This is a genomic window from Ancylobacter amanitiformis, from assembly GCF_030814815.1.
Taxonomy (GTDB): Bacteria; Pseudomonadota; Alphaproteobacteria; order Rhizobiales; family Xanthobacteraceae; genus Ancylobacter; species Ancylobacter amanitiformis.
Genome location: NZ_JAUSVR010000033.1, coordinates 1 through 19660, shown reverse-complemented (window position 1 = coordinate 19660; position 19660 = coordinate 1). Strand labels below are relative to the sequence as shown.

Genomic DNA, 19660 nt, shown 5'->3' with positions numbered 1-19660 from the left:
AACATCTCGGTTGACGTTGCACTGATCGTGCCGATCGCGATGGAAGAGAAGCTGCGCTTCGCCATCCGCGAAGGCGGTCGCACCGTCGGCGCCGGCGTCGTCGCTTCCATCATCGAGTGAGGCGCGGGCTTCGGCCCGCTCTTTGAACACGTCAAGGAAAGGGAGCGCTCCACGGCGCTCCCTTTTTGCATGTGGGTCGGGCAAGATGCGGCTGCCGGCCTCGTGGGCGCCCTGCCGGCACCCCTGCCCGGCGGGCGGATGAATGCCCGCGCGCCGGCTCGCGAGGCTGCAAGCGTGAGTCTCCGAGCCGTGATGCCGAGTGCCCCGAAAGCCCGCCGCCCGATGGCCGGCGGCCCGCGTCGCCACCCGAGTCTCCGGATCGGCGGGTTCGTCCTCGGCGGGTTCGTCCTCGCGGCGGCAATCGCCCTGTCGTCCGCGGCACAGGCGGCCTGCCCCGACCGCCCGGCCTGCCGGGGGTGTGGCTGCAAGGGCGGGCCGGGCTACCGGGGACCGGACGGGCGCTGCGCCAGTTTCGCGAATCTCGCTAAAATGTGCGGCGACCCGCCAACCACGCGCTGCACGTTCGAGAATGCGCCGGGCGCCGGTGCGAATCGCGATTGCGCCCTTGCGCCGCGCGCCGGAAATGCAGGCGGGCCGGGCGCTGCCACCTCACCTGCGGCCGACGCGGCGCGCGTTGATGTGGAGTGAGCAGGAAGGGCCGCTTCCCTCTCTTTACATATGAGAAGCGTCACACTAGGAAGAGCCCCGCCTGCTTCGCAGGCCGTAGGAGTGTAGCTCAACTGGTTAGAGCACCGGTCTCCAAAACCGGGGGTTGGGGGTTCGAGTCCCTCCACTCCTGCCACCCCTCACCGCCGGGTGGCAGGCAAGGCAGCAAACGTCCTTTGACGCGGAGCCGCTTTGCGGGCTATACGCCCGCTTCGCGCTTTTTTGGACGATCCGGGCGCGGAGAGCCGTTCGCGGCGATCCGGGCTACTCGCAGGTGATGGCGCGACACCCGCTTCAGAGGCGTTTCGAGACGAAGATGGCGAAGACGAACCCGGTCGAGTTCTTTCAGCAGGTCCGCGCGGAAGCCCGCAAAGTGACCTGGCCGACCCGTCGCGAGACGCTCATCACCACGGCGATGGTGTTCGTCATGGTCGTGGTAGCCTCGCTGTTCTTCCTGGTCGCCGATCAGGTTCTGAGCTTCGTGATCGCCCAGATCCTCCAGATCGGCCGGTGAGGAGAGACGCGATGCCCATGCGCTGGTACATCGTCCACGCCTACTCCAACTTCGAGAAGAAGGTCGCCGAATCGATTCGCGAGCAGGCGGGGCAGCGCGGTCTCACCGATCTGTTCGAGCAGGTGCTGGTGCCGACCGAGAAGGTCGTCGAGGTGCGCCGCGGCCGCAAGGTCGATGCCGAGCGCAAGTTCTTCCCCGGCTATGTGCTGGTGAAGATGGACCTCACCGACGAGGCCTTCCACCTCATCAAGAACACCCCGAAGGTCACCGGCTTCCTCGGCGCGGACAACAAGCCGAGCCCGATCTCCGAGAAGGAGGCGATGCGCATCCTGCAGCAGGTGCAGGAGGGTATCGAGCGGCCCAAGCCCTCGATCAGCTTCGAGGTTGGCGAGACCGTCAAGGTGTCCGACGGACCCTTCGCCTCGTTCAACGGCATTGTCGAGGAAGTCGACGAGGCCCGTTCCCGGCTCAAGGTGGCGGTGTCGATCTTCGGTCGCGCCACGCCGGTCGAGCTGGAATTCGGGCAGGTCGAGAAGGTCTGAACGCCGCGGCTCGCCGTGGTCACGTATGGATGCGAAGGCGCGGCAGGGTCCGCGCCTTTTTCATGTCCGGCGCTGCGCGGGCGGGCGCGTTAGCCTGTTAACACCCCGGCTGCGCTGCCGCGCTCTATCCTCATCCCCAAGCCAAGGCCGCACGGTGCGGCACGCCAGGGGAGGATAGAATGGCAGGCAAACGCATTCTGATGATCGTCGGCGACTATGTCGAAGATTACGAGACCATGGTGCCGTTCCAGGCGTTGCTGGCCGTCGGCCACACGGTGCACGCGGTGTGCCCGGACAAGCGGGCGGGCGACAGCGTGGCGACCGCGATCCATGATTTCGAGGGCGCGCAGACCTATTCCGAGAAGCGCGGCCACAATTTCACGCTCAACGCCACGTTCGCGGATATCGATCCCGCCCGTTACGACGCGCTGGTGGTGCCCGGCGGCCGCGCGCCGGAATATCTGCGCATGAACGCGCGGACCATCGAGATCGTCCAGCACTTTTTCGCCGCCAACAAGCCGGTTGCCGCCATCTGCCACGGCGCGCAGCTGCTGGCCGGCGCCCGGGTGCTGGAAGGGCGCACCTGTTCGGCCTATCCCGCCTGCCGCGCCGAGGTGGAACTGGCCGGAGGCACCTATGCCGACATCGCCATCGACGCGGCGGTGACGGATGGCAATCTGGTGAGCGCGCCGGCCTGGCCCGCGCACCCTGCCTGGATCGGTCAGTTCCTCGCGGTGCTCGGCACCTCGATCGTCCATGGCGAGACGGTTACGGCGCCGCGTCAGGCGGCCTGACCCACGCCGCTGCCGTGACCCGCGGGCAAGCCGACGCCGCGCTTCGCGTGGCGGCGGAAGCGGTCTATCATCCGATGGCGGGGCGTGGCTCCGTCATCGGTTCAGGAGGCGCTGCATGTGCAAGCTCTTCATTCAGGCCGATCCGCAGCTGTGGCAGACGCGGCTGAAATCCGTGCGCCTGCATGGCTTTTCCACCAGCGTGCGGCTGGAGAACCTCTACTGGCAGGTGCTGGAGGAAATCGCCCGGCGGGACGGCATGAGCCTGCCGCAACTCCTCGCCAGGTTGCACGAGGAGCTCACCTTCGCCCATGGCGAGGTGGACAACTTCTCCTCCTTCCTGCGGGTGTGCTGCGGTCGCTACCTCTCGCTGCAACTGGAAGGGGACGTGCCACGCGACCTCGGCACCTCCATCCGCAGCCTCGACGCCGACGCGATTCTCGCCCGCGAGGCCAAGCGCGGCCAGGAACGCCGTGAGCAACGCGGTCAGGAACGCGGTGAGCAACGGCACGAGGGCCATCCCGTCGTGACGGCGGCCCCGACTGACAGGGGCGGGGAGATGCGAAGAGACACGGCTCGCGCCGACCCGGCCCGGCGGCGCAGCCTCTCGCCGGCCGCCTGAGCGGTCTCGCGCGAGGTAGCAGCCCGTCTCGGACGCAGCCGGAGGTCTTCCCTTCGGCAGCGAAGTGCTGTATGCGAACGGCCGTGGCTCCCCGGAGTCGCATCCATACGCGGGAGGCATGCCCGGTTCGCCAACTGGGACCAATTCATGCCGCGACCGCGACACTCACATGACGCCGCCCGCGATGAAGCCGTCGCGATGGCGTGCTTTGGCGTTTGCGACCGGCAGTCGCGACGCCGAGGAGTTGCCTCATGGCGAAAAAGGTTACTGGCTACGTCAAGTTGCAGGTGCCGGCTGGCTCGGCCAACCCGGCGCCGCCGATCGGCCCCGCGCTCGGCCAGCGCGGCCTGAACATCATGGAGTTCTGCAAGGCGTTCAACGCGCAGACCTCGCAGATGGAAAAGGGCATGCCGATTCCGGTCCTGATCACCGCGTATCAGGATCGCTCCTTCACCTTCGAGCTCAAGACCCCGCCCGTCTCCTACTTCCTCAAGAAGGCGGCCGGTCTCGCGACCAAGAAGAAGCCGGGCTCGGGCCACAAGACCCCGGGCAAGGGCTTCATCGGCAAGATCTCGCAGGCCCAGATGGCCGAGATCGCCGAGCAGAAGATGAAGGATCTGAACTGCGATACCGTCGAAGCGGCGGTTCGCATGATCGAAGGCTCCGCCCGTTCCATGGGCCTCGAGGTGGTTGGTTGAGCTGATGGCCAATGTTTCCAAGCGTGTTCGCGCGGTGCGCGAAGGTATCGATCCCGTCAAGCTCTATGGCCTCGACGAGGCGCTGACGCTGCTCAAGGATCGTTCCACCGCCAAGTTCGACGAGACCATCGAGGTCGCGCTCAATCTCGGCGTCGATCCCCGTCATGCCGACCAGATGGTTCGTGGCGTCTGCAACCTGCCGAACGGCTCGGGCCGCACGGTGCGCGTTGCGGTGTTCGCGCGCGGCGCCAAGGCGGATGAAGCCAAGGCGGCGGGTGCCGACATCGTCGGCGCGGAGGATCTGCTCGAGACCATCCAGGGCGGCACGATCGACTTCGATCGCTGCATCGCGACCCCGGACCTGATGCCGCTGGTCGGCCGTCTCGGCAAGGTGCTGGGCCCGCGCGGCCTGATGCCGAACCCGAAGGTCGGCACCGTGACCATGGACGTCAAGGGCGCCGTCGAAGCCGCCAAGGGCGGTGCCGTCGAGTTCCGCGTCGAGAAGGCCGGCATCATCCACGCCGGCATCGGCAAGGCCTCGTTCCCGGTCGACAAGCTCGCCGAGAACATCCGCGCCTTCGCCGACGCGGTGGTCAAGGCCAAGCCGACCGGCGCCAAGGGCACCTATGTCCAGCGCGTCGCGGTGTCCTCGACCATGGGCCCCGGCCTCAAGGTCGAGCCCGGCTCGGTGCTCTCGGCGGCCAGCTGATGCCGCGCATGATCACGGCGGCCCGTCGCGGTGCTGTGATCGTGACGGCCCGGATTTGTCAAGCCCTCGGGACGATCCGGGGGTGACAAATCCCATTCGACACTCTATATCGGCTGTTTCGTTCCCGGCGACGAGTCGGGGACGGTGACGACGAAATTCCAGGCTTTCGCCCGAATGAAACCGGGCGAGGAGGCCGGCAGGGCTCGCCCTGCCGGCTTTAAGTCCTGTCCGAGACTGCCGGTGTCGCTTCGCGAGAGGCGGCTTAATCCCGATCCGGGGGCCAGCATAGACGGGGTACGACCGCGTGACGGGTTCCGGTTTTACCGGGACTTGGATTTCGGCTCGAGCCAGCGCCTTGGCCGGTTTACCGGTCCCAAGGGGACAGGATTCTAACCGCCATTCCTCGGTTTCGAGGTGTGGCAAGGCGCAAACCCGGCGGGGGAGGTCCCCCTTCCTCGCCACCGGAGAGTAAGTGAAGTGGATCGCGCTCAGAAAGAAGAGCTCGTCACGTCGCTGTCCGGAGTGTTCAAGAACACTTCGGTCGTCGTCGTGGCCCACTATTCCGGGCTCACCGTCGCCCAGATGTCGAAGTTGCGTCGGCAGATGAAGGCGAGCGGTGCGTCTGTGAAGGTGGCCAAGAACCGCCTCGCGAAGATTGCTCTCGAAGGTTCGGACGTCGCACATGTCGGCAACCTGCTGAAGGGGCCGACCATTATCGCTTATTCGAGCGATCCTGTTGCGGCCCCGAAGGTTGCCGTCGATTTCGCCAAGGCCCACGACAAGTTCGTGATCCTCGGCGGGGCGTTCGGCACCACGGCCCTGAACGTGGATGGTGTGAAGGCTCTGGCCACCATGCCCTCCCTTGATGAACTGCGTGCGAAGCTGGTCGGCCTCATCCAGGCCCCGGCGACCAAGATCGCGCAGCTCAGCACTGCGCCGGCTGCGAAGCTGGCCCGTGTGTTCGCGGCCTATGCCAAAGAGAACGAAGCCGCGTGAGGCTTTCCCGGTAAGTTACTGGTTCGAACCGAAATTCAAGGAATATTACAATGGCCGACCTGTCGAAGCTCGTTGACGAGCTGTCCGCCCTGACCGTTCTCGAGGCTGCCGAGCTCGCGAAGCTCCTCGAAGAGAAGTGGGGCGTTTCCGCCGCTGCCGCCGTGGCCGTGGCTGCGGCTCCCGCTGGCGCTGCCGCGCCGGCTGTCGAAGAGCAGACCGAGTTCACCGTCGTTCTGCTCGCCGCCGGCGAGAAGAAGATCGAAGTCATCAAGGAAGTCCGCGCCATCACCGGCCTGGGCCTCAAGGAAGCCAAGGACCTGGTCGAAGGCGCTCCCAAGGCCGTCAAGGAAGCCGTGACCAAGGACGAAGCCGAGAAGATCAAGGCGCAGATCGAGAAGGCCGGCGCCAAGGTCGAGCTTAAGTGATCATGTGATCGGAAGGCGGTCGCCGGTTCGCCGGCGGCCGCTGCCTTCGGCGGTGCCGGAGGCGCAGGCGGGAAGCCCGACGGCTTCCCCGACGATCCCGGTGGGGGTCGTCCGGCGAGCCGTCGGACGCGTGGCGGAGGACAGGTCGGCGCTGCAGCGCCGCAACCTTGTCTGAATGTTGCGCGATCATGCGTCGGCGCGCTTGGGGCAGATGCGGCCTCAAGGCGCGACAGGCGCGGACGGATACTCGGACGGAGCGAGGAGCGACATGGCGCAGACGTTCACCGGTCGTAAGCGGGTCCGCAAATTTTTCGGCAAGATCAAGGAAGTGGCCGAGATGCCGAACCTCATCGAGGTTCAGAAGGCATCCTATGACCAGTTCCTGCAGATCGAAGAGCCGAAGGGCGGGCGCGCGGACGACGGCATTCAGGCGGTTTTCAAATCGGTCTTCCCGATTTCGGACTTTTCGGGCGCGGCCATGCTCGAATTCGTCCGCTACGAGTTCGAACCGCCGAAGTACGACGTGGACGAGTGCCGCCAGCGCGGCATGACTTTCGCCGCGCCGCTCAAGGTGACGCTCCGCCTGATCGTGTTCGATGTCGATCCGGATTCCGGCTCCAAGTCCGTCAAGGACATCAAGGAGCAGGATGTCTACATGGGCGACATCCCGCTGATGACCTCGAACGGCACGTTCATCGTGAACGGCACCGAACGCGTCATCGTGTCCCAGATGCACCGCTCGCCGGGCGTGTTCTTCGACCATGACAAGGGCAAGACACACTCCTCGGGCAAGCTGCTCTTCGCGGCCCGCATCATTCCCTATCGCGGTTCCTGGCTCGACATCGAATTCGACGCCAAGGACATCGTGTTCGCGCGCATCGACCGTCGCCGCAAGATCCCGGTGACGAGCCTGCTGTTCGCCCTCGGGCTGGATGGCGAGGAAATCCTCAACACCTTCTACGAGACGGTGCCGTTCACGCGGACCAAGGGCGGCTGGCGCATGCCGTTCGACCCCAAGCGCATGAAGGGCTACAAGGCCGTGTCCGACCTGATCGACGCCGATACCGGCGAGATCGTGGTCGAGGCCGGCAAGAAGGTGACGGTCCGCCAGGCCCGCATGCTCGCCGAAAAGGGCCTCAAGGCCCTCAAGATGTCCGACGAGGAGATGGTCGGCCAGTATGTGGCATCGGACCTGGTGAACCCCCAGTCCGGCGAGATCTATGTCGAAGCCGGTGAGGAAGTCACCGACAAGATGCTGAAGCAGCTGGCCGATCTCGGCTTTGACGAGCTGCCGATCCTCGACATCGACCACGTCAATGTGGGCGCCTATATCCGCAACACGCTCACCGTCGACAAGAACCTCACCCGCGAGGATTCGCTGTTCGACATCTACCGCGTGATGCGTCCCGGCGAGCCGCCGACGCTCGATTCCGCGCAGGCCATGTTCCACTCGCTGTTCTTCGACAGCGAGCGCTACGACCTGTCCGCCGTCGGCCGCGTGAAGATGAACATGCGCCTCGACCTCGACGCCGAGGACACGGTGCGCGTGCTGCGCCGCGAGGACATTCTCGCGGTCATCCAGACGCTGGTCCAGCTGCGCGACGGCAAGGGCGAGATCGACGACATCGATCACCTCGGCAACCGGCGCGTGCGCTCGGTCGGCGAGCTGATGGAGAACCAGTACCGCGTCGGCCTGCTGCGCATGGAACGCGCCATCAAGGAACGCATGTCGTCCGTCGACATCGACACCGTGATGCCGCAGGACCTGATCAACGCCAAGCCGGTTGCGGCCGCGGTGCGCGAGTTCTTCGGCTCGTCCCAGCTCTCGCAGTTCATGGACCAGACCAACCCGCTGTCCGAGATCACCCACAAGCGTCGTCTTTCGGCGCTTGGACCGGGCGGCCTGACCCGCGAGCGCGCCGGCTTCGAGGTGCGCGACGTGCACCCGACGCATTACGGCCGTATCTGCCCGATCGAGACGCCGGAAGGCCCGAATATCGGCCTGATCAACTCGCTGGCGACCTTTGCCCGCGTGAACAAGTACGGCTTCATCGAGGCACCCTATCGCCGCGTGAAGGACAGCCAGGTGCAGGCCGAGGTGGTCTATCTCTCCGCCATGGAGGAGGGAAAGTACTACGTCGCGCAGGCCAACATCCCGCTCGACGCGGATGGTCGCTTCACGGAAGACCTGATCGTCTGCCGTCACGCCGGCGACGTGCTTCTGGTCACGCCGGACCGCGTCGACTTCATGGACGTGTCGCCCAAGCAGCTGGTCTCGGTCGCCGCGGCGCTGATCCCGTTCCTTGAGAACGACGACGCCAACCGCGCGCTGATGGGTTCGAACATGCAGCGCCAGGCGGTGCCGCTGGTTCGCGCCGATGCGCCCTTCGTCGGCACCGGCATGGAAGCGATCGTTGCCCGTGACTCGGGTGCCGCCATCGGCGCCCGTCGCACCGGCGTGATCGACCAGGTGGATGCGACCCGTATCGTCATCCGCGCGACGGAAGAGGCCGATGCCTCCAAGTCGGGCGTGGACATCTACCGGCTGCAGAAGTTCCAGCGCTCCAACCAGTCGACCTGCATCAACCAGCGTCCGCTGGTGCGGGTGGGCGACCGGGTGAAGAAGGGCGACATCATCGCCGACGGTCCCTCGACCGATCTCGGCGACCTGGCGCTCGGCCGGAACATCCTCGTCGCGTTCATGCCGTGGAACGGCTACAATTTCGAGGACTCGATCCTCCTGTCCGAGAACATCTCGAAGGGCGACATCTTCTCGTCGATCCATATCGAGGAATTCGAGGTCATGGCCCGCGATACCAAGCTGGGCCCGGAGGAAATCACGCGCGACATTCCGAACGTGTCGGAAGAGGCGCTGAAGAACCTCGATGAAGCCGGCATCGTCTATATCGGCGCGGAAGTGCAGGCGGGTGACATCCTCGTCGGCAAGATCACGCCGAAGGGCGAAAGCCCGATGACCCCGGAAGAGAAGCTGCTGCGCGCCATTTTCGGCGAGAAGGCGGCGGATGTGCGCGACACCTCGCTGCGCGTTCCCCCTGGAGTGACCGGCACCATCGTCGAAGTGCGGGTGTTCAACCGGCACGGCGTCGACAAGGACGAGCGCGCCCAGGCGATCGAGCGCGAGGAAATCGAGCGGCTCGCCAAGGACCGCGACGACGAGCAGGCGATTCTCGATCGCAACGTGTTCGGCCGTCTGGCCGAGATGCTCGACGGCAAGGTCGGCGTCGCCGGCCCCAAGGGCTTCAAGAAGGATACGGCGCTCACCCGTTCGGTGCTGGCCGATTATCCGCGCAGCCAGTGGTGGCAGTTCGCCGTTGCCGACGATCATCTGATGGGCGAGCTGGAGGCGATCCGCAACCAGTACGACGAGTCCAAGAAGCGTCTGGAGCAGCGGTTCCTCGACAAGGTCGAGAAGCTGCAGCGCGGCGACGAAATGCCCCCGGGCGTGATGAAGATGGTCAAGGTCTTCATCGCCGTGAAGCGCAAGATCCAGCCGGGCGACAAGATGGCCGGCCGGCACGGCAACAAGGGCGTGGTCTCGCGCATCGTCCCGGTCGAGGACATGCCGTTCCTGGAGGACGGCACCCCGGTCGACATGGTGCTCAACCCGCTCGGCGTGCCCTCGCGCATGAATGTCGGGCAGATCCTGGAAACCCATCTGGGCTGGGCCTGCGCGGGCCTCGGCAAGGTGATCGACCGGGCGATCGAGCAGTATCGTGCGGCCCATGATGTCGCCCCGCTGAAGAAGGCGTTCAGCGACATCTACGGCAAGGACGAGACCATCGCCTCGCTCGACGAGGAGGGTCTGGTCGAGCTGGGTTCGAACCTGCGCCGCGGCGTCCCCATCGCCACGCCCGTCTTCGACGGCGCGCGCGAAGCGGATATCGAGCGCATGCTGGAACTGGCGGGCCTCGACAAGTCGGCGCAGTCGACCCTGTTCGACGGACGCACCGGCGAGCAGTTCGACCGTAAGGTGACGGTCGGCTACATCTACATGCTGAAGCTGCATCATCTTGTCGACGACAAGATCCATGCGCGCTCGATCGGTCCGTACTCGCTCGTCACCCAGCAGCCGCTGGGCGGCAAGGCGCAGTTCGGCGGCCAGCGCTTCGGCGAAATGGAGGTGTGGGCTCTGGAGGCGTATGGCGCGGCCTATACGCTGCAGGAGATGCTCACGGTGAAGTCGGACGACGTCGCGGGCCGCACCAAGGTCTACGAGGCGATCGTGCGTGGCGACGACACCTTCGAGGCGGGTATTCCCGAGAGCTTCAACGTTCTCGTGAAGGAGATGCGTTCGCTCGGCCTCAACGTCGAGCTGATGAACTCCAAGACCCTCTCGGCGGTGCCGGGCGCGGGCGAGAGCCTGCCGGCGGCCGAATGACGCAATGACCTGACCGCGGGCGCTGCCTTTCCGGCCGCGCCCGCGTGCGCCTTACGCGTCAAAGATCAGACTTTTCAGCGACATTCACCATCCGCGGCGGCGGGGGTGAGGTCCAGCCGAAGGAGACGGCGATGAATCAAGAGGTCATGAATCTCTTCAATCCGGCGGCGCCCGCGCCCACTTTCGATCAGATCAAGATCTCGATCGCGAGCCCGGAGAAGATCCTGTCGTGGTCCTTCGGCGAGATCAAGAAGCCGGAGACGATCAACTACCGCACGTTCAAGCCGGAGCGTGACGGCCTGTTCTGCGCGCGCATCTTCGGGCCGATCAAGGACTATGAGTGCTTGTGCGGCAAGTACAAGCGCATGAAGTACAAGGGCATCATCTGCGAGAAGTGCGGCGTCGAGGTCACGCTGTCGCGGGTGCGCCGCGAGCGCATGGGCCATATCGAACTGGCCGCTCCCGTGGCGCATATCTGGTTCCTGAAGTCGCTCCCGAGCCGCATCGGCCTGCTGCTCGACATGACGCTCAAGGACCTCGAGCGCATCCTGTACTTTGAATATTACTGCGTCATCGAGCCGGGCCTCACGCCGCTGAAGGAGCGTCAGCTCCTCTCGGAGGAGGACTACCTGCGCGCTCAGGAAGAATATGGCGAGGACAGCTTCACCGCCCTGATCGGCGCGGAAGCCATCCGCGAGATTCTGCGCGGCATGGATCTGGAGAAGATCGCCGGCAACCTGCGCAAGGAGATCGCCGAGGCGACGACCGAGCTCAAGCCGAAGAAGCTCGCCAAGCGGCTGAAGATCGTCGAGGCCTTCCAGCTCTCCGGCAACAAGCCGGAATGGATGATCCTGACGCATGTCCCGGTCATCCCGCCGGACCTGCGCCCGCTCGTTCCGCTCGACGGCGGCCGCTTCGCGACCTCCGACCTGAACGACCTGTACCGCCGCGTCATCAACCGCAACAACCGCCTGAAGCGGCTGATCGAGCTGAAGGCGCCGGACATCATCATCCGCAACGAGAAGCGCATGCTTCAGGAAGCGGTCGATGCGCTGTTCGACAATGGCCGTCGCGGCCGCGTCATCACCGGCGCCAACAAGCGCCCGCTGAAGTCGCTCGCCGACATGCTGAAGGGCAAGCAGGGCCGGTTCCGTCAGAACCTGCTCGGCAAGCGCGTCGACTATTCCGGCCGTTCGGTGATCGTCGTCGGTCCCGAGCTGAAGTTGCACCAGTGCGGCCTGCCGAAGAAGATGGCGCTGGAGCTGTTCAAGCCCTTCATCTATTCGCGCCTCGACGCGAAGGGCCTGTCCGCGACCGTCAAGCAGGCGAAGAAGCTCGTCGAGAAGGAGCGCCCCGAGGTGTGGGACATCCTCGACGAGGTCATTCGCGAGCATCCGGTGATGCTGAACCGCGCCCCGACGCTGCATCGCCTGGGCATCCAGGCGTTCGAGCCCACCCTCATCGAAGGCAAGGCGATCCAGCTGCACCCGCTGGTCTGCTCGGCCTTCAACGCGGATTTCGACGGCGACCAGATGGCGGTGCACGTGCCGCTGTCCATCGAGGCGCAGCTTGAAGCCCGCGTGCTGATGATGTCGACCAACAACATCCTGCACCCCGCGAACGGCGCGCCCATCATCGTGCCGTCGCAGGACATCGTGCTCGGCCTCTACTATCTCACCATGATGCGCGACAACGAGCCCGGCGAGGGCATGGCGTTCGCCAACATGGGCGAGATCGACCACGCGCTCGCCGCCAAGGTCATCACCCTGCACACCAAGATCAAGGGGCGGTACATCGGCGTCGACGAGAACGGCGAGAGCGCCTCGAAGATCTACGAGACCACCCCGGGCCGCATGAAGCTCGGCGAGCTGCTGCCGAAGAACCCGAAGACCACCTTCGACGTCGTCAACCGCTTGATGACGAAGAAGGAAATCTCGAACATGATCGATACCGTCTACCGCCATTGCGGTCAGAAGGAGACGGTCATCTTCTGCGATCGCATCATGACGCTCGGCTTCTCCAACGCCTTCCGCGCCGGCATTTCGTTCGGCAAGGACGACATGGTGGTGCCTTCCAAGAAGTGGGACATGGTCGAAGAGACCCGTGCGCTCACCAAGGAATACGAGCAGCAGTACAATGACGGCCTGATCACCCAGGGCGAGAAGTACAACAAGGTCGTCGACGCCTGGGGCAAGTGCTCCGCGCGCCTGGCCGACGAGATGATGGCGGAGATTTCGGCGGTGAAGACCGACCCGGTGACGGGCCGCGCCAAGCCGATCAACTCGATCTACATGATGGCCCATTCCGGCGCGCGTGGCTCTCGCGAGCAGATGCGCCAGCTGGCCGCCATGCGCGGACTGATGGCCAAGCCCTCGGGCGAGATCATCGAGACGCCGATCATCTCGAACTTCAAGGAAGGTCTCTCGGTTCTCGAATACTTCAACTCGACCCACGGCGCTCGTAAGGGCCTCGCGGACACCGCGCTGAAGACCGCGAACTCGGGCTACCTCACCCGCCGTCTGGTCGACGTGGCGCAGGACAGCATCATCACGGTGCGTGACTGCGGCACGGAAAACGGCATCGGCATGCGCGCCATCATCGACGCGGGCAACATCGTCGCCACGCTCGGTTCGCGCGTTCTGGGCCGCACCGCGGCCGAGGACGTGATCGAGCCGGCGACCGGCAATGTCATCGTGCCGGCCGGCCACATGATGGACGAGGCCGACATTGACCGCATCGGCAAGGCGGGCGTGCAGGAGATCAAGATCCGCTCCGTGCTGACCTGCGAGGCCAAGAGCGGCGTCTGCGGCACCTGCTACGGCCGCGACCTGGCGCGCGGCACGCCGGTGAACATGGGCGAGGCGGTCGGCGTCATCGCGGCGCAGTCGATCGGCGAGCCGGGCACCCAGCTCACCATGCGCACGTTCCACATTGGTGGCGCCGCGCAGCTGTCCGAGCAGTCCTTCATCGAGGCCTCTTTCGAGGGCACGGTGAAGATCCGCAACCGCAACGTGGTGCGGAACTCGGAAGGCGAGCTGATCGCGATGAGCCGCAACCTGTCCGTCCTGATCATGGATCATGACGGCTCGGAAAAGGCGGCGCACCGCATCCAGTTCGGCGCCAAGCTGAAGGTGGATGATGGCGACGGCATCAAGCGCGGCCAGCGCATCGCCGAATGGGATCCCTATACCCGCCCGATCCTCACCGAGGTCGAGGGAACGGTGGGTTACGAGGATCTGGTCGAAGGTGCCTCGCTGAGCGAGACGGTCGACGAATCGACCGGCATCGCCAAGCGCGTCGTCACCGACTGGCGCACCGGCCGTGGCTCGGAGCTGCGTCCCTCGCTGGTGGTCAAGGGTCCGGACGGCAAGGTGCTGAAGCTGCAGCGTGGCGGTGATGCCCGCTACACGCTGCCGGTGGAGGCGATTCTCTCCGCCGATCCGGGCTCGCACATCAAGGCGGGTGACGTGCTGGCCCGTGTGCCGATGGAAAGCGCCAAGACCCGCGACATCACGGGCGGTCTGCCGCGCGTGGCGGAGCTGTTCGAGGCGCGTCGTCCGAAGGATGCGGCGATCATCGCCGAAATCTCCGGCACGATCCGTTTCGGCAAGGACTACAAGAACAAGCGCCGCGTTTCGATCGAGCCGCAGGACTCGAACGATGATGCGGCCGAGTACCTCATCCCGAAGGGCAAGCACATCCATCTGCAGGATGGCGACCTCGTCGAGAAGGGTGACTTCATCGTCGACGGCAACCCCGCGCCGCACGACATCCTGGCGATCAAGGGCGTCGAGGAACTCGCCGCCTACCTGGTCAACGAAATCCAGGAAGTCTACCGGCTGCAGGGCGTGCTCATCAACGACAAGCATATCGAGGTGATCGTCCGCCAGATGCTGCAGAAGGTCGAGATCGACGATGCCGGCGACAGCGACCTGCTGACCAACGAGCAGATCGACGCCTCCGAGCTGAACGAGATCAACGAGGTGCTCATCGCCGAGGGCAAGAAGCCGGCAGCCGGTCATCCGGTGCTGCTCGGCATCACCAAGGCGAGCCTGCAGACCCGGTCCTTCATCTCCGCCGCCTCCTTCCAGGAGACGACGCGGGTGCTGACCGAAGCTGCGGTGAACGGCAAGTCGGACGATCTCGCCGGCCTGAAGGAGAACGTCATCGTCGGTCGCCTGATCCCGGCCGGTACCGGCGCCCAGATGGCGAAGCTGCGTGTCACCGCGACGACCCGCGACGACCTGATTACGGCGCAGAACGAGCAGGACAACGTGGCCAGCAATGCGCCGCAGCTCGAAGGTCCCGCCGCGGCGGAGTGATCCGCCCGGCAACGGCCCGATGATCGGGACGTGACAGACAGAAAGGGCCGCCCCGTGAGGAGCGGCCCTTTTTTATTCGGCGCCAGAGCGCATGAACCAGACACGAAAAAGGGCCGTCCCGTGAGGGGCGGCCCTTTCCGCCAGAGCGTTCTCGAGTGAAGAAGCGGCCGGTCCGTGTGAAGAGAACGCGTCAGGCCAGCGCGAGGCGAACGTCGAGGCTGCCCTTGGTCGCGTGCGAATAGGGACACACGACATGGGCGCGGGCGACGAGATCCTCGGCGACCGAACGCTCGATGCCCGGCAGAGCGATGGTGAGCGCGACATCCAGGCCGAAGCCCGCGCCATCATCGCGGGGGCCGATGCCCACCTCGGCGGTTACCGTGCTGTCCTCGGCCACCTTGATCTTCAGCTGACCGGCGACGAACTTGAGGGCGCCGAGGAAGCAGGCGGAGTAGCCGGCGGCGAAAAGCTGTTCGGGATTGTTGCCCACGCCGCCCGGCCCGCCGAGTTCCTTCGGCGTGACCAGCTCGACCTTGAGCGCGCCGTCATGGGTGGCGGCGGAACCGGTGCGGCCACCGGTGGCGGTAGCCTGGGTCTTGTAGAGGATCTTCATGGCGAACACTCCAAGCGATGGCGCCGCCTGCGCCAGAATGGCAATCGCGCAACAATCAATCGTTCGCGATACAAATAGCGTAGAGGCCTGGCGTTCACTTGTCCAGCGAAAAGTTATCGCACAAACCATTGCGCGAAGGGTGCAAGGCACCTCATATGAATGCGACAAACCGGAGCCGGCCATGAACCCCAGCGAGGGGCCCTTGAGGCCCGAAGACCTGTTCTGTTTCGCCGTCTATTCGACAGCTCACGCGGTGATGCGTCGCTATCGACCGCTGCTGGACGCGCTCGGCCTCACCTATCCGCAATATCTCGTCATGCTCGTGCTGTGGGCGGAGCGCCAGGAGACGGTCGGCGGGCTGGCGGACCGGCTCCTGCTGGATTCGAGCACCATCACGCCATTGCTCAAGCGGCTGGAATCGCAGGGGCTCATCCATCGCCGGCGCAACCCCGCCAATGAGCGGCAGCTCATCGTCTCCCTGTCCGAAGCGGGCAGGGCGCTTCGGGAGAAGGCCGCGGCGATTCCCGCGGCGATTCTCTGCGCATCGGGAACCACGATTCCGCAGCTGAGCCGCCTGCGCGACGAGATGGTACAGATTCGCGCGGCGTTCAGCGCGTCGCTTGGGCCGGATGTCCCGCCGCACCCGGGGGCAGATGGCGGCGAGCGCGGATGATCGGATAGGTGGAGGCGGCAGATCCTTGCGCGCGGCCCCGATTGCGTGAAATCTAACGTCGTCAAGGGCTGTCGCGCCCCTGTTACCTCGCCAATCCACGCTTTGGGGTTGACGAAAGGCGAGTCGGCGCGTAGAAGCCACGTACTTTCACGGCAGGCGGTTGGATTTACCGCGTTCGGGCGTCTCGCCTGGACACAGAATTCCAAGACGCTGCCGGGACGCATGCACGACCAAATCAGGCGCATGATCGCGCAAGTGGGTGGCTTAACCGGCATCCGCGCGATCCTCTGGACGGTAAGCGCCCTCGGCCAGGAAGATGGCCGGCGGCGCTTGTTTCGTTCGCAGATAAGTCTGAATCGCCCATGGGCGACATGTCGTGATGTCGGTTCCGAACCGTCGAGAGAAGCACATGCGGTTGTAGCCGCGGAATTGGGTTAGCGCGGGACATTCCTGTCCTGGCGCAGCGAGACGAAGGCGAGAGAAGTGCCGACGATCAACCAGCTGATCCGCAAGCCGCGGGAAGCCCAGAAGGCCCGGAACAAGGTTCCGGCGCTTCAGGCCAGCCCGCAGAAGCGCGGCGTTTGCACCCGCGTCTACACGACGACCCCGAAGAAGCCGAACTCGGCCCTTCGTAAGGTCGCCAAGGTCCGTCTGACCAATGGCTATGAAGTCATCGGTTACATCCCCGGCGAGGGGCACAACCTGCAGGAACACTCCGTGGTGATGATCCGCGGCGGCCGCGTCAAGGATCTTCCTGGCGTGCGCTACCACATCCTGCGCGGCGTGCTCGATACGCAGGGCGTCAAGAATCGTAAGCAGCGTCGTTCGAAGTACGGCGCCAAGCGGCCGAAGTGAGGATTGAACGATGTCCCGTCGTCATCGTGCAGAGCGTCGTGAAGTCACTCCGGATCCGAAGTTCGGTTCCGAGGTGCTCAGCCGTTTCATGAACGCCGTCATGTATGACGGCAAGAAGTCGGTCGCCGAAACCATCGTCTATGGTGCGCTGGATCTCGTCGAGACCCGCGCCAAGTCGGAGCCGCTGGGCGTATTCACCCAGGCGCTCGACAATGTGTCGCCGGCCATCGAGGTGCGTTCGCGCCGCGTTGGCGGTGCCACCTATCAGGTGCCGGTCGAGGTTCGTCCCGAGCGCCGTCAGGCGCTGGCGATCCGCTGGCTGATCATCGCCGCCCGCGCGCGGAATGAGAAGACCATGGTTGAGCGGCTGTCGGGCGAACTGCTCGACGCGTCGAACAATCGCGGTACCGCGGTGAAGAAACGCGAAGATACCCACCGCATGGCGGAGGCGAACCGCGCCTTCTCTCACTATCGCTGGTGATGACGAAAGCCGGGACGAGGATCTGAAATGTCGCGCATTAATGCTATCGAAGACTACCGCAACTTCGGCATCATGGCCCACATCGATGCCGGCAAGACCACGACCACGGAACGGATCCTCTATTACACCGGTAAGAGCCACAAGATCGGCGAAGTCCATGATGGCGCTGCCACCATGGACTGGATGACCCAGGAGCAGGAGCGCGGCATCACCATCACGTCCGCCGCGACGACCGCTTTCTGGCACGGCAAGCGCCTGAACATCATCGACACGCCCGGCCACGTCGACTTCACCATTGAAGTCGAGCGTTCGCTGCGCGTGCTCGACGGCGCCGTGTGCGTTCTCGATGGCAACCAGGGCGTCGAGCCGCAGACCGAAACCGTGTGGCGCCAGGCCGACAAGTACAACGTGCCGCGCATCGTGTTCGTCAACAAGATGGACAAGACCGGCGCCGACTTCTTCCGCTGCGTCGAGATGATCATCGACCGCGTGGACGGCAAGCCGGTGTGCTGCCAGCTGCCGATCGGCTCCGAGAACAACTTCAAGGGCATCATCGACCTCGTCCGCATGAAGGCGGTCGTGTGGGACAATGAAGAGCTCGGCGCGAAGTATCACGACGAAGAGATCCCGGCCGAGCTGCTGGACCAGGCGATCGAGTATCGCGGCAAGCTGCTCGAAGCCGCCGTGGAACTCGATGACGAGGTGCTGACCAAGTATCTCGACGGCGTCGAGCCGGACGAGGAGACCCTCAAGGGCCTCATCCGCAAGGCCGTGATCGGCCGCGTGTTCAACCCGGTGTTCTGCGGCTCCGCGTTCAAGAACAAGGGCGTCCAGCCCCTGCTCGACGCGGTGTGCGATTTCCTGCCGAGCCCGATCGATCGTGGCTCGATCAAGGGCATCGACTTCGACACCGAGGAAGAGACCGTTCGCAACCCGAGCGATTCCGACCCGCTGTCGGTGCTCGCGTTCAAGATCATGGACGATCCGTTCGTCGGCACGATCACCTTCTGCCGCATCTACTCGGGCAAGCTCGAGACCGGCATGGGCCTGCTCAACTCGACCCGTGACAAGAAGGAGCGGGTCGGCCGCATGCTTCTCATGCACGCGAACAACCGCGAGGACATCAAGGAGGCCTATGCGGGCGACATCGTCGCTCTCGCCGGCCTCAAGGAAGTCCGCACCGGCGACACGCTGTGCGACCCGGCCAAGCCCGTGATCCTCGAAAAGATGGAGTTCCCGGAACCCGTCATCGAGATCGCGATCGAGCCGAAGTCCAAGGCCGACCAGGAGAAGCTGGGCATTGCCCTGTCGAAGCTGGCGGCGGAAGACCCGTCTTTCCGCGTGTCGACCGATTTTGAGAGCGGCCAGACCATCCTCAAGGGCATGGGCGAACTGCACCTCGACATCAAGGTCGACATCCTGAGGCGCACCTACAAGGTCGATGCCAATATCGGCGCTCCGCAGGTGGCCTATCGCGAGACGATCACCAAGAAGACCGAAGTCGACTACACGCACAAGAAGCAGACCGGAGGTACCGGCCAGTTCGCCCGCGTGAAGTTCATCGTCGAGCCGAATGAAGTCGGCAAGGGCTTCGCCTTCGAGAGCAAGATCATCGGCGGCGCGGTGCCGAAGGAATACATTCCCGGCGTCAACAAGGGTCTGGAAAGCGTGCTCGGTTCGGGCGTGCTGGCTGGCTTCCCGGTGGTCGACGTCAAGGTCGAACTGATCGACGGCGCCTATCACGAAGTCGACTCGTCGGCTCTGGCCTTCGAAATCGCGTCCCGTGCGGCGTTCCGCGAGGCCCTGCAGAAGGGCGGTGCGGTGCTTCTCGAGCCGATCATGAAGGTCGAGGTGGTGACGCCGGAAGACTACACGGGTTCGGTCATCGGCGATCTCAACTCCCGCCGCGGCCAGATCCAGGGCCAGGACATGCGTGGCAATGCCAACGTCGTGAATGCGATGGTGCCGCTCGCCAACATGTTCGGCTACGTCAACACGCTTCGGTCCTTCAGCCAGGGCCGCGCGACCTTCACCATGCAGTTCGACCACTACGAGCAGGTGCCGTCGAACGTCGCTCAGGAGGTGCAGGCCAAGTACGCGTAATGCGCTTGACCTGAAACGGGGCCAACTTCAAAGGGTTGGCCCCATCCTTTCGAGTGATTTGTTTCATCATTGACTATCGACCGACGGAGAGCCCCGTGGCCAAAGAGAAGTTCAACCGTTCGAAGCCTCACTGCAACATTGGTACGATTGGGCACGTCGACCATGGCAAGACGTCGCTGACGGCTGCGATC

At 64.7% G+C, this 19660-nt stretch carries 16 protein-coding genes, 1 tRNA gene and 1 pseudogene; 17 read left to right on the top strand and 1 reads right to left on the bottom strand.

Translation table 11 applies throughout. The annotated features are described in order from the left end of the window. The 12 genes and pseudogenes from QOZ99_RS21985 to rpoC all read left to right on the top strand — a co-directional run. A partial coding sequence (locus QOZ99_RS21985) for an EF-Tu C-terminal domain-related protein (protein ID WP_306892127.1) occupies positions 1 to 120 on the top strand: 120 nt, incomplete at its 5' end. 665 nt (positions 121 to 785) lie between these two features. Next, positions 786 to 862, top strand: a tRNA-Trp gene (locus tag QOZ99_RS21980). A 180-nt stretch (positions 863 to 1042) separates the two neighbouring features. Further along, positions 1043 to 1240: a preprotein translocase subunit SecE gene (secE, locus tag QOZ99_RS21975; protein WP_183192159.1), complete on the top strand. Its 198-nt coding sequence runs from the start codon at positions 1043 to 1045 to the stop codon at positions 1238 to 1240. An 11-nt stretch (positions 1241 to 1251) separates the two neighbouring features. Further along, the gene (gene nusG / locus QOZ99_RS21970) at positions 1252 to 1782 is read left to right on the top strand and encodes a transcription termination/antitermination protein NusG (RefSeq protein ID WP_183192160.1); all 531 of its coding nucleotides are present in this window, start codon (positions 1252 to 1254) and stop codon (positions 1780 to 1782) included. A gap of 179 nt (positions 1783 to 1961) precedes the next feature. Then, positions 1962 to 2576 carry a DJ-1/PfpI family protein gene (locus QOZ99_RS21965; RefSeq protein WP_306892126.1) on the top strand — a complete coding sequence of 205 codons (615 nt, stop codon included), beginning with the start codon at positions 1962 to 1964 and terminating at the stop codon, positions 2574 to 2576. Between the two features lie 115 nt (positions 2577 to 2691). Next, positions 2692 to 3039: pseudogene (locus tag QOZ99_RS21960) on the top strand (ribbon-helix-helix domain-containing protein); the annotation flags it as partial. A gap of 407 nt (positions 3040 to 3446) precedes the next feature. Further along, positions 3447 to 3893 carry a 50S ribosomal protein L11 gene (gene rplK, locus QOZ99_RS21955; protein ID WP_183192162.1) on the top strand — a complete coding sequence of 149 codons (447 nt, stop codon included), beginning with the start codon at positions 3447 to 3449 and terminating at the stop codon, positions 3891 to 3893. A 4-nt stretch (positions 3894 to 3897) separates the two neighbouring features. Then, positions 3898 to 4602 (top strand): 50S ribosomal protein L1, encoded by a 705-nt coding sequence (gene rplA, locus QOZ99_RS21950; protein WP_306892125.1) that lies wholly within the window; start codon positions 3898 to 3900, stop codon positions 4600 to 4602. A gap of 477 nt (positions 4603 to 5079) precedes the next feature. Continuing rightward, positions 5080 to 5598 (top strand): 50S ribosomal protein L10, encoded by a 519-nt coding sequence (rplJ, locus tag QOZ99_RS21945; RefSeq protein WP_306892124.1) that lies wholly within the window; start codon positions 5080 to 5082, stop codon positions 5596 to 5598. Positions 5599 to 5648: 50 nt separating this feature from the next. Then, on the top strand, positions 5649 to 6023 hold the full coding sequence (rplL, locus tag QOZ99_RS21940) for a 50S ribosomal protein L7/L12 (RefSeq protein ID WP_306892123.1): 375 nt from the start codon (positions 5649 to 5651) through the stop codon (positions 6021 to 6023). Between the two features lie 268 nt (positions 6024 to 6291). Then, a complete protein-coding gene (gene rpoB, locus QOZ99_RS21935; protein ID WP_306892122.1) occupies positions 6292 to 10422 on the top strand; it encodes a DNA-directed RNA polymerase subunit beta in 4131 nt (1376 codons plus the stop codon). 131 nt (positions 10423 to 10553) lie between these two features. After that, the gene (gene rpoC / locus QOZ99_RS21930; protein ID WP_306892121.1) at positions 10554 to 14744 is read left to right on the top strand and encodes a DNA-directed RNA polymerase subunit beta'; all 4191 of its coding nucleotides are present in this window, start codon (positions 10554 to 10556) and stop codon (positions 14742 to 14744) included. A 190-nt stretch (positions 14745 to 14934) separates the two neighbouring features. Here the strand turns inward: rpoC and QOZ99_RS21925 are convergent, their stop codons facing one another. Further along, positions 14935 to 15357, bottom strand: coding sequence for an organic hydroperoxide resistance protein (locus QOZ99_RS21925; RefSeq protein WP_306892120.1), 423 nt, complete (start codon positions 15355 to 15357; stop codon positions 14935 to 14937). Between QOZ99_RS21925 and QOZ99_RS21920 the strand changes: the two genes are divergently transcribed. From QOZ99_RS21920 to QOZ99_RS21900, 5 genes are all read left to right on the top strand, one after another. Beyond that, entirely contained in the window at positions 15356 to 16030 is a 675-nt protein-coding gene (locus tag QOZ99_RS21920; RefSeq protein WP_306892119.1) for a MarR family winged helix-turn-helix transcriptional regulator, read from the top strand. The genes QOZ99_RS21925 and QOZ99_RS21920 overlap by 2 nt on opposite strands. 483 nt (positions 16031 to 16513) lie before the next feature. After that, positions 16514 to 16885, top strand: coding sequence for a 30S ribosomal protein S12 (gene rpsL / locus QOZ99_RS21915; RefSeq protein ID WP_018390597.1), 372 nt, complete (start codon positions 16514 to 16516; stop codon positions 16883 to 16885). 10 nt (positions 16886 to 16895) lie between these two features. Next, positions 16896 to 17366, top strand: a complete 471-nt coding sequence (rpsG, locus tag QOZ99_RS21910; protein ID WP_183192169.1) for a 30S ribosomal protein S7 — start codon at positions 16896 to 16898, stop codon at positions 17364 to 17366. Between the two features lie 27 nt (positions 17367 to 17393). Continuing rightward, the gene (gene fusA / locus QOZ99_RS21905) at positions 17394 to 19469 is read left to right on the top strand and encodes an elongation factor G (RefSeq protein ID WP_306892118.1); all 2076 of its coding nucleotides are present in this window, start codon (positions 17394 to 17396) and stop codon (positions 19467 to 19469) included. A 95-nt stretch (positions 19470 to 19564) separates the two neighbouring features. Next, positions 19565 to 19660 (top strand): GTP-binding protein (locus QOZ99_RS21900; protein ID WP_244518008.1); only part of this gene is annotated, 96 nt, incomplete at its 3' end.

Excerpts from the sequence above, each read along its gene's own strand:
- secE (WP_183192159.1), top strand. The coding sequence starts at position 1,043 with ATGGCGAAGACGAACCCGGTCGAGTTCTTTCAGCAGGTCCGCGCGGAA.
- nusG (WP_183192160.1), top strand. The coding sequence starts at position 1,252 with ATGCCCATGCGCTGGTACATCGTCCACGCCTACTCCAACTTCGAGAAG.
- QOZ99_RS21965 (WP_306892126.1), top strand. The coding sequence starts at position 1,962 with ATGGCAGGCAAACGCATTCTGATGATCGTCGGCGACTATGTCGAAGAT.
- rplK (WP_183192162.1), top strand. The coding sequence starts at position 3,447 with ATGGCGAAAAAGGTTACTGGCTACGTCAAGTTGCAGGTGCCGGCTGGC.
- rplA (WP_306892125.1), top strand. The coding sequence starts at position 3,898 with ATGGCCAATGTTTCCAAGCGTGTTCGCGCGGTGCGCGAAGGTATCGAT.
- rplL (WP_306892123.1), top strand. The coding sequence starts at position 5,649 with ATGGCCGACCTGTCGAAGCTCGTTGACGAGCTGTCCGCCCTGACCGTT.
- rpoB (WP_306892122.1), top strand. The coding sequence starts at position 6,292 with ATGGCGCAGACGTTCACCGGTCGTAAGCGGGTCCGCAAATTTTTCGGC.
- rpoC (WP_306892121.1), top strand. The coding sequence starts at position 10,554 with ATGAATCAAGAGGTCATGAATCTCTTCAATCCGGCGGCGCCCGCGCCC.
- QOZ99_RS21920 (WP_306892119.1), top strand. The coding sequence starts at position 15,356 with ATGGCGAACACTCCAAGCGATGGCGCCGCCTGCGCCAGAATGGCAATC.
- QOZ99_RS21925 (WP_306892120.1), bottom strand. The coding sequence starts at position 15,357 with ATGAAGATCCTCTACAAGACCCAGGCTACCGCCACCGGTGGCCGCACC.
- rpsG (WP_183192169.1), top strand. The coding sequence starts at position 16,896 with ATGTCCCGTCGTCATCGTGCAGAGCGTCGTGAAGTCACTCCGGATCCG.
- fusA (WP_306892118.1), top strand. The coding sequence starts at position 17,394 with ATGTCGCGCATTAATGCTATCGAAGACTACCGCAACTTCGGCATCATG.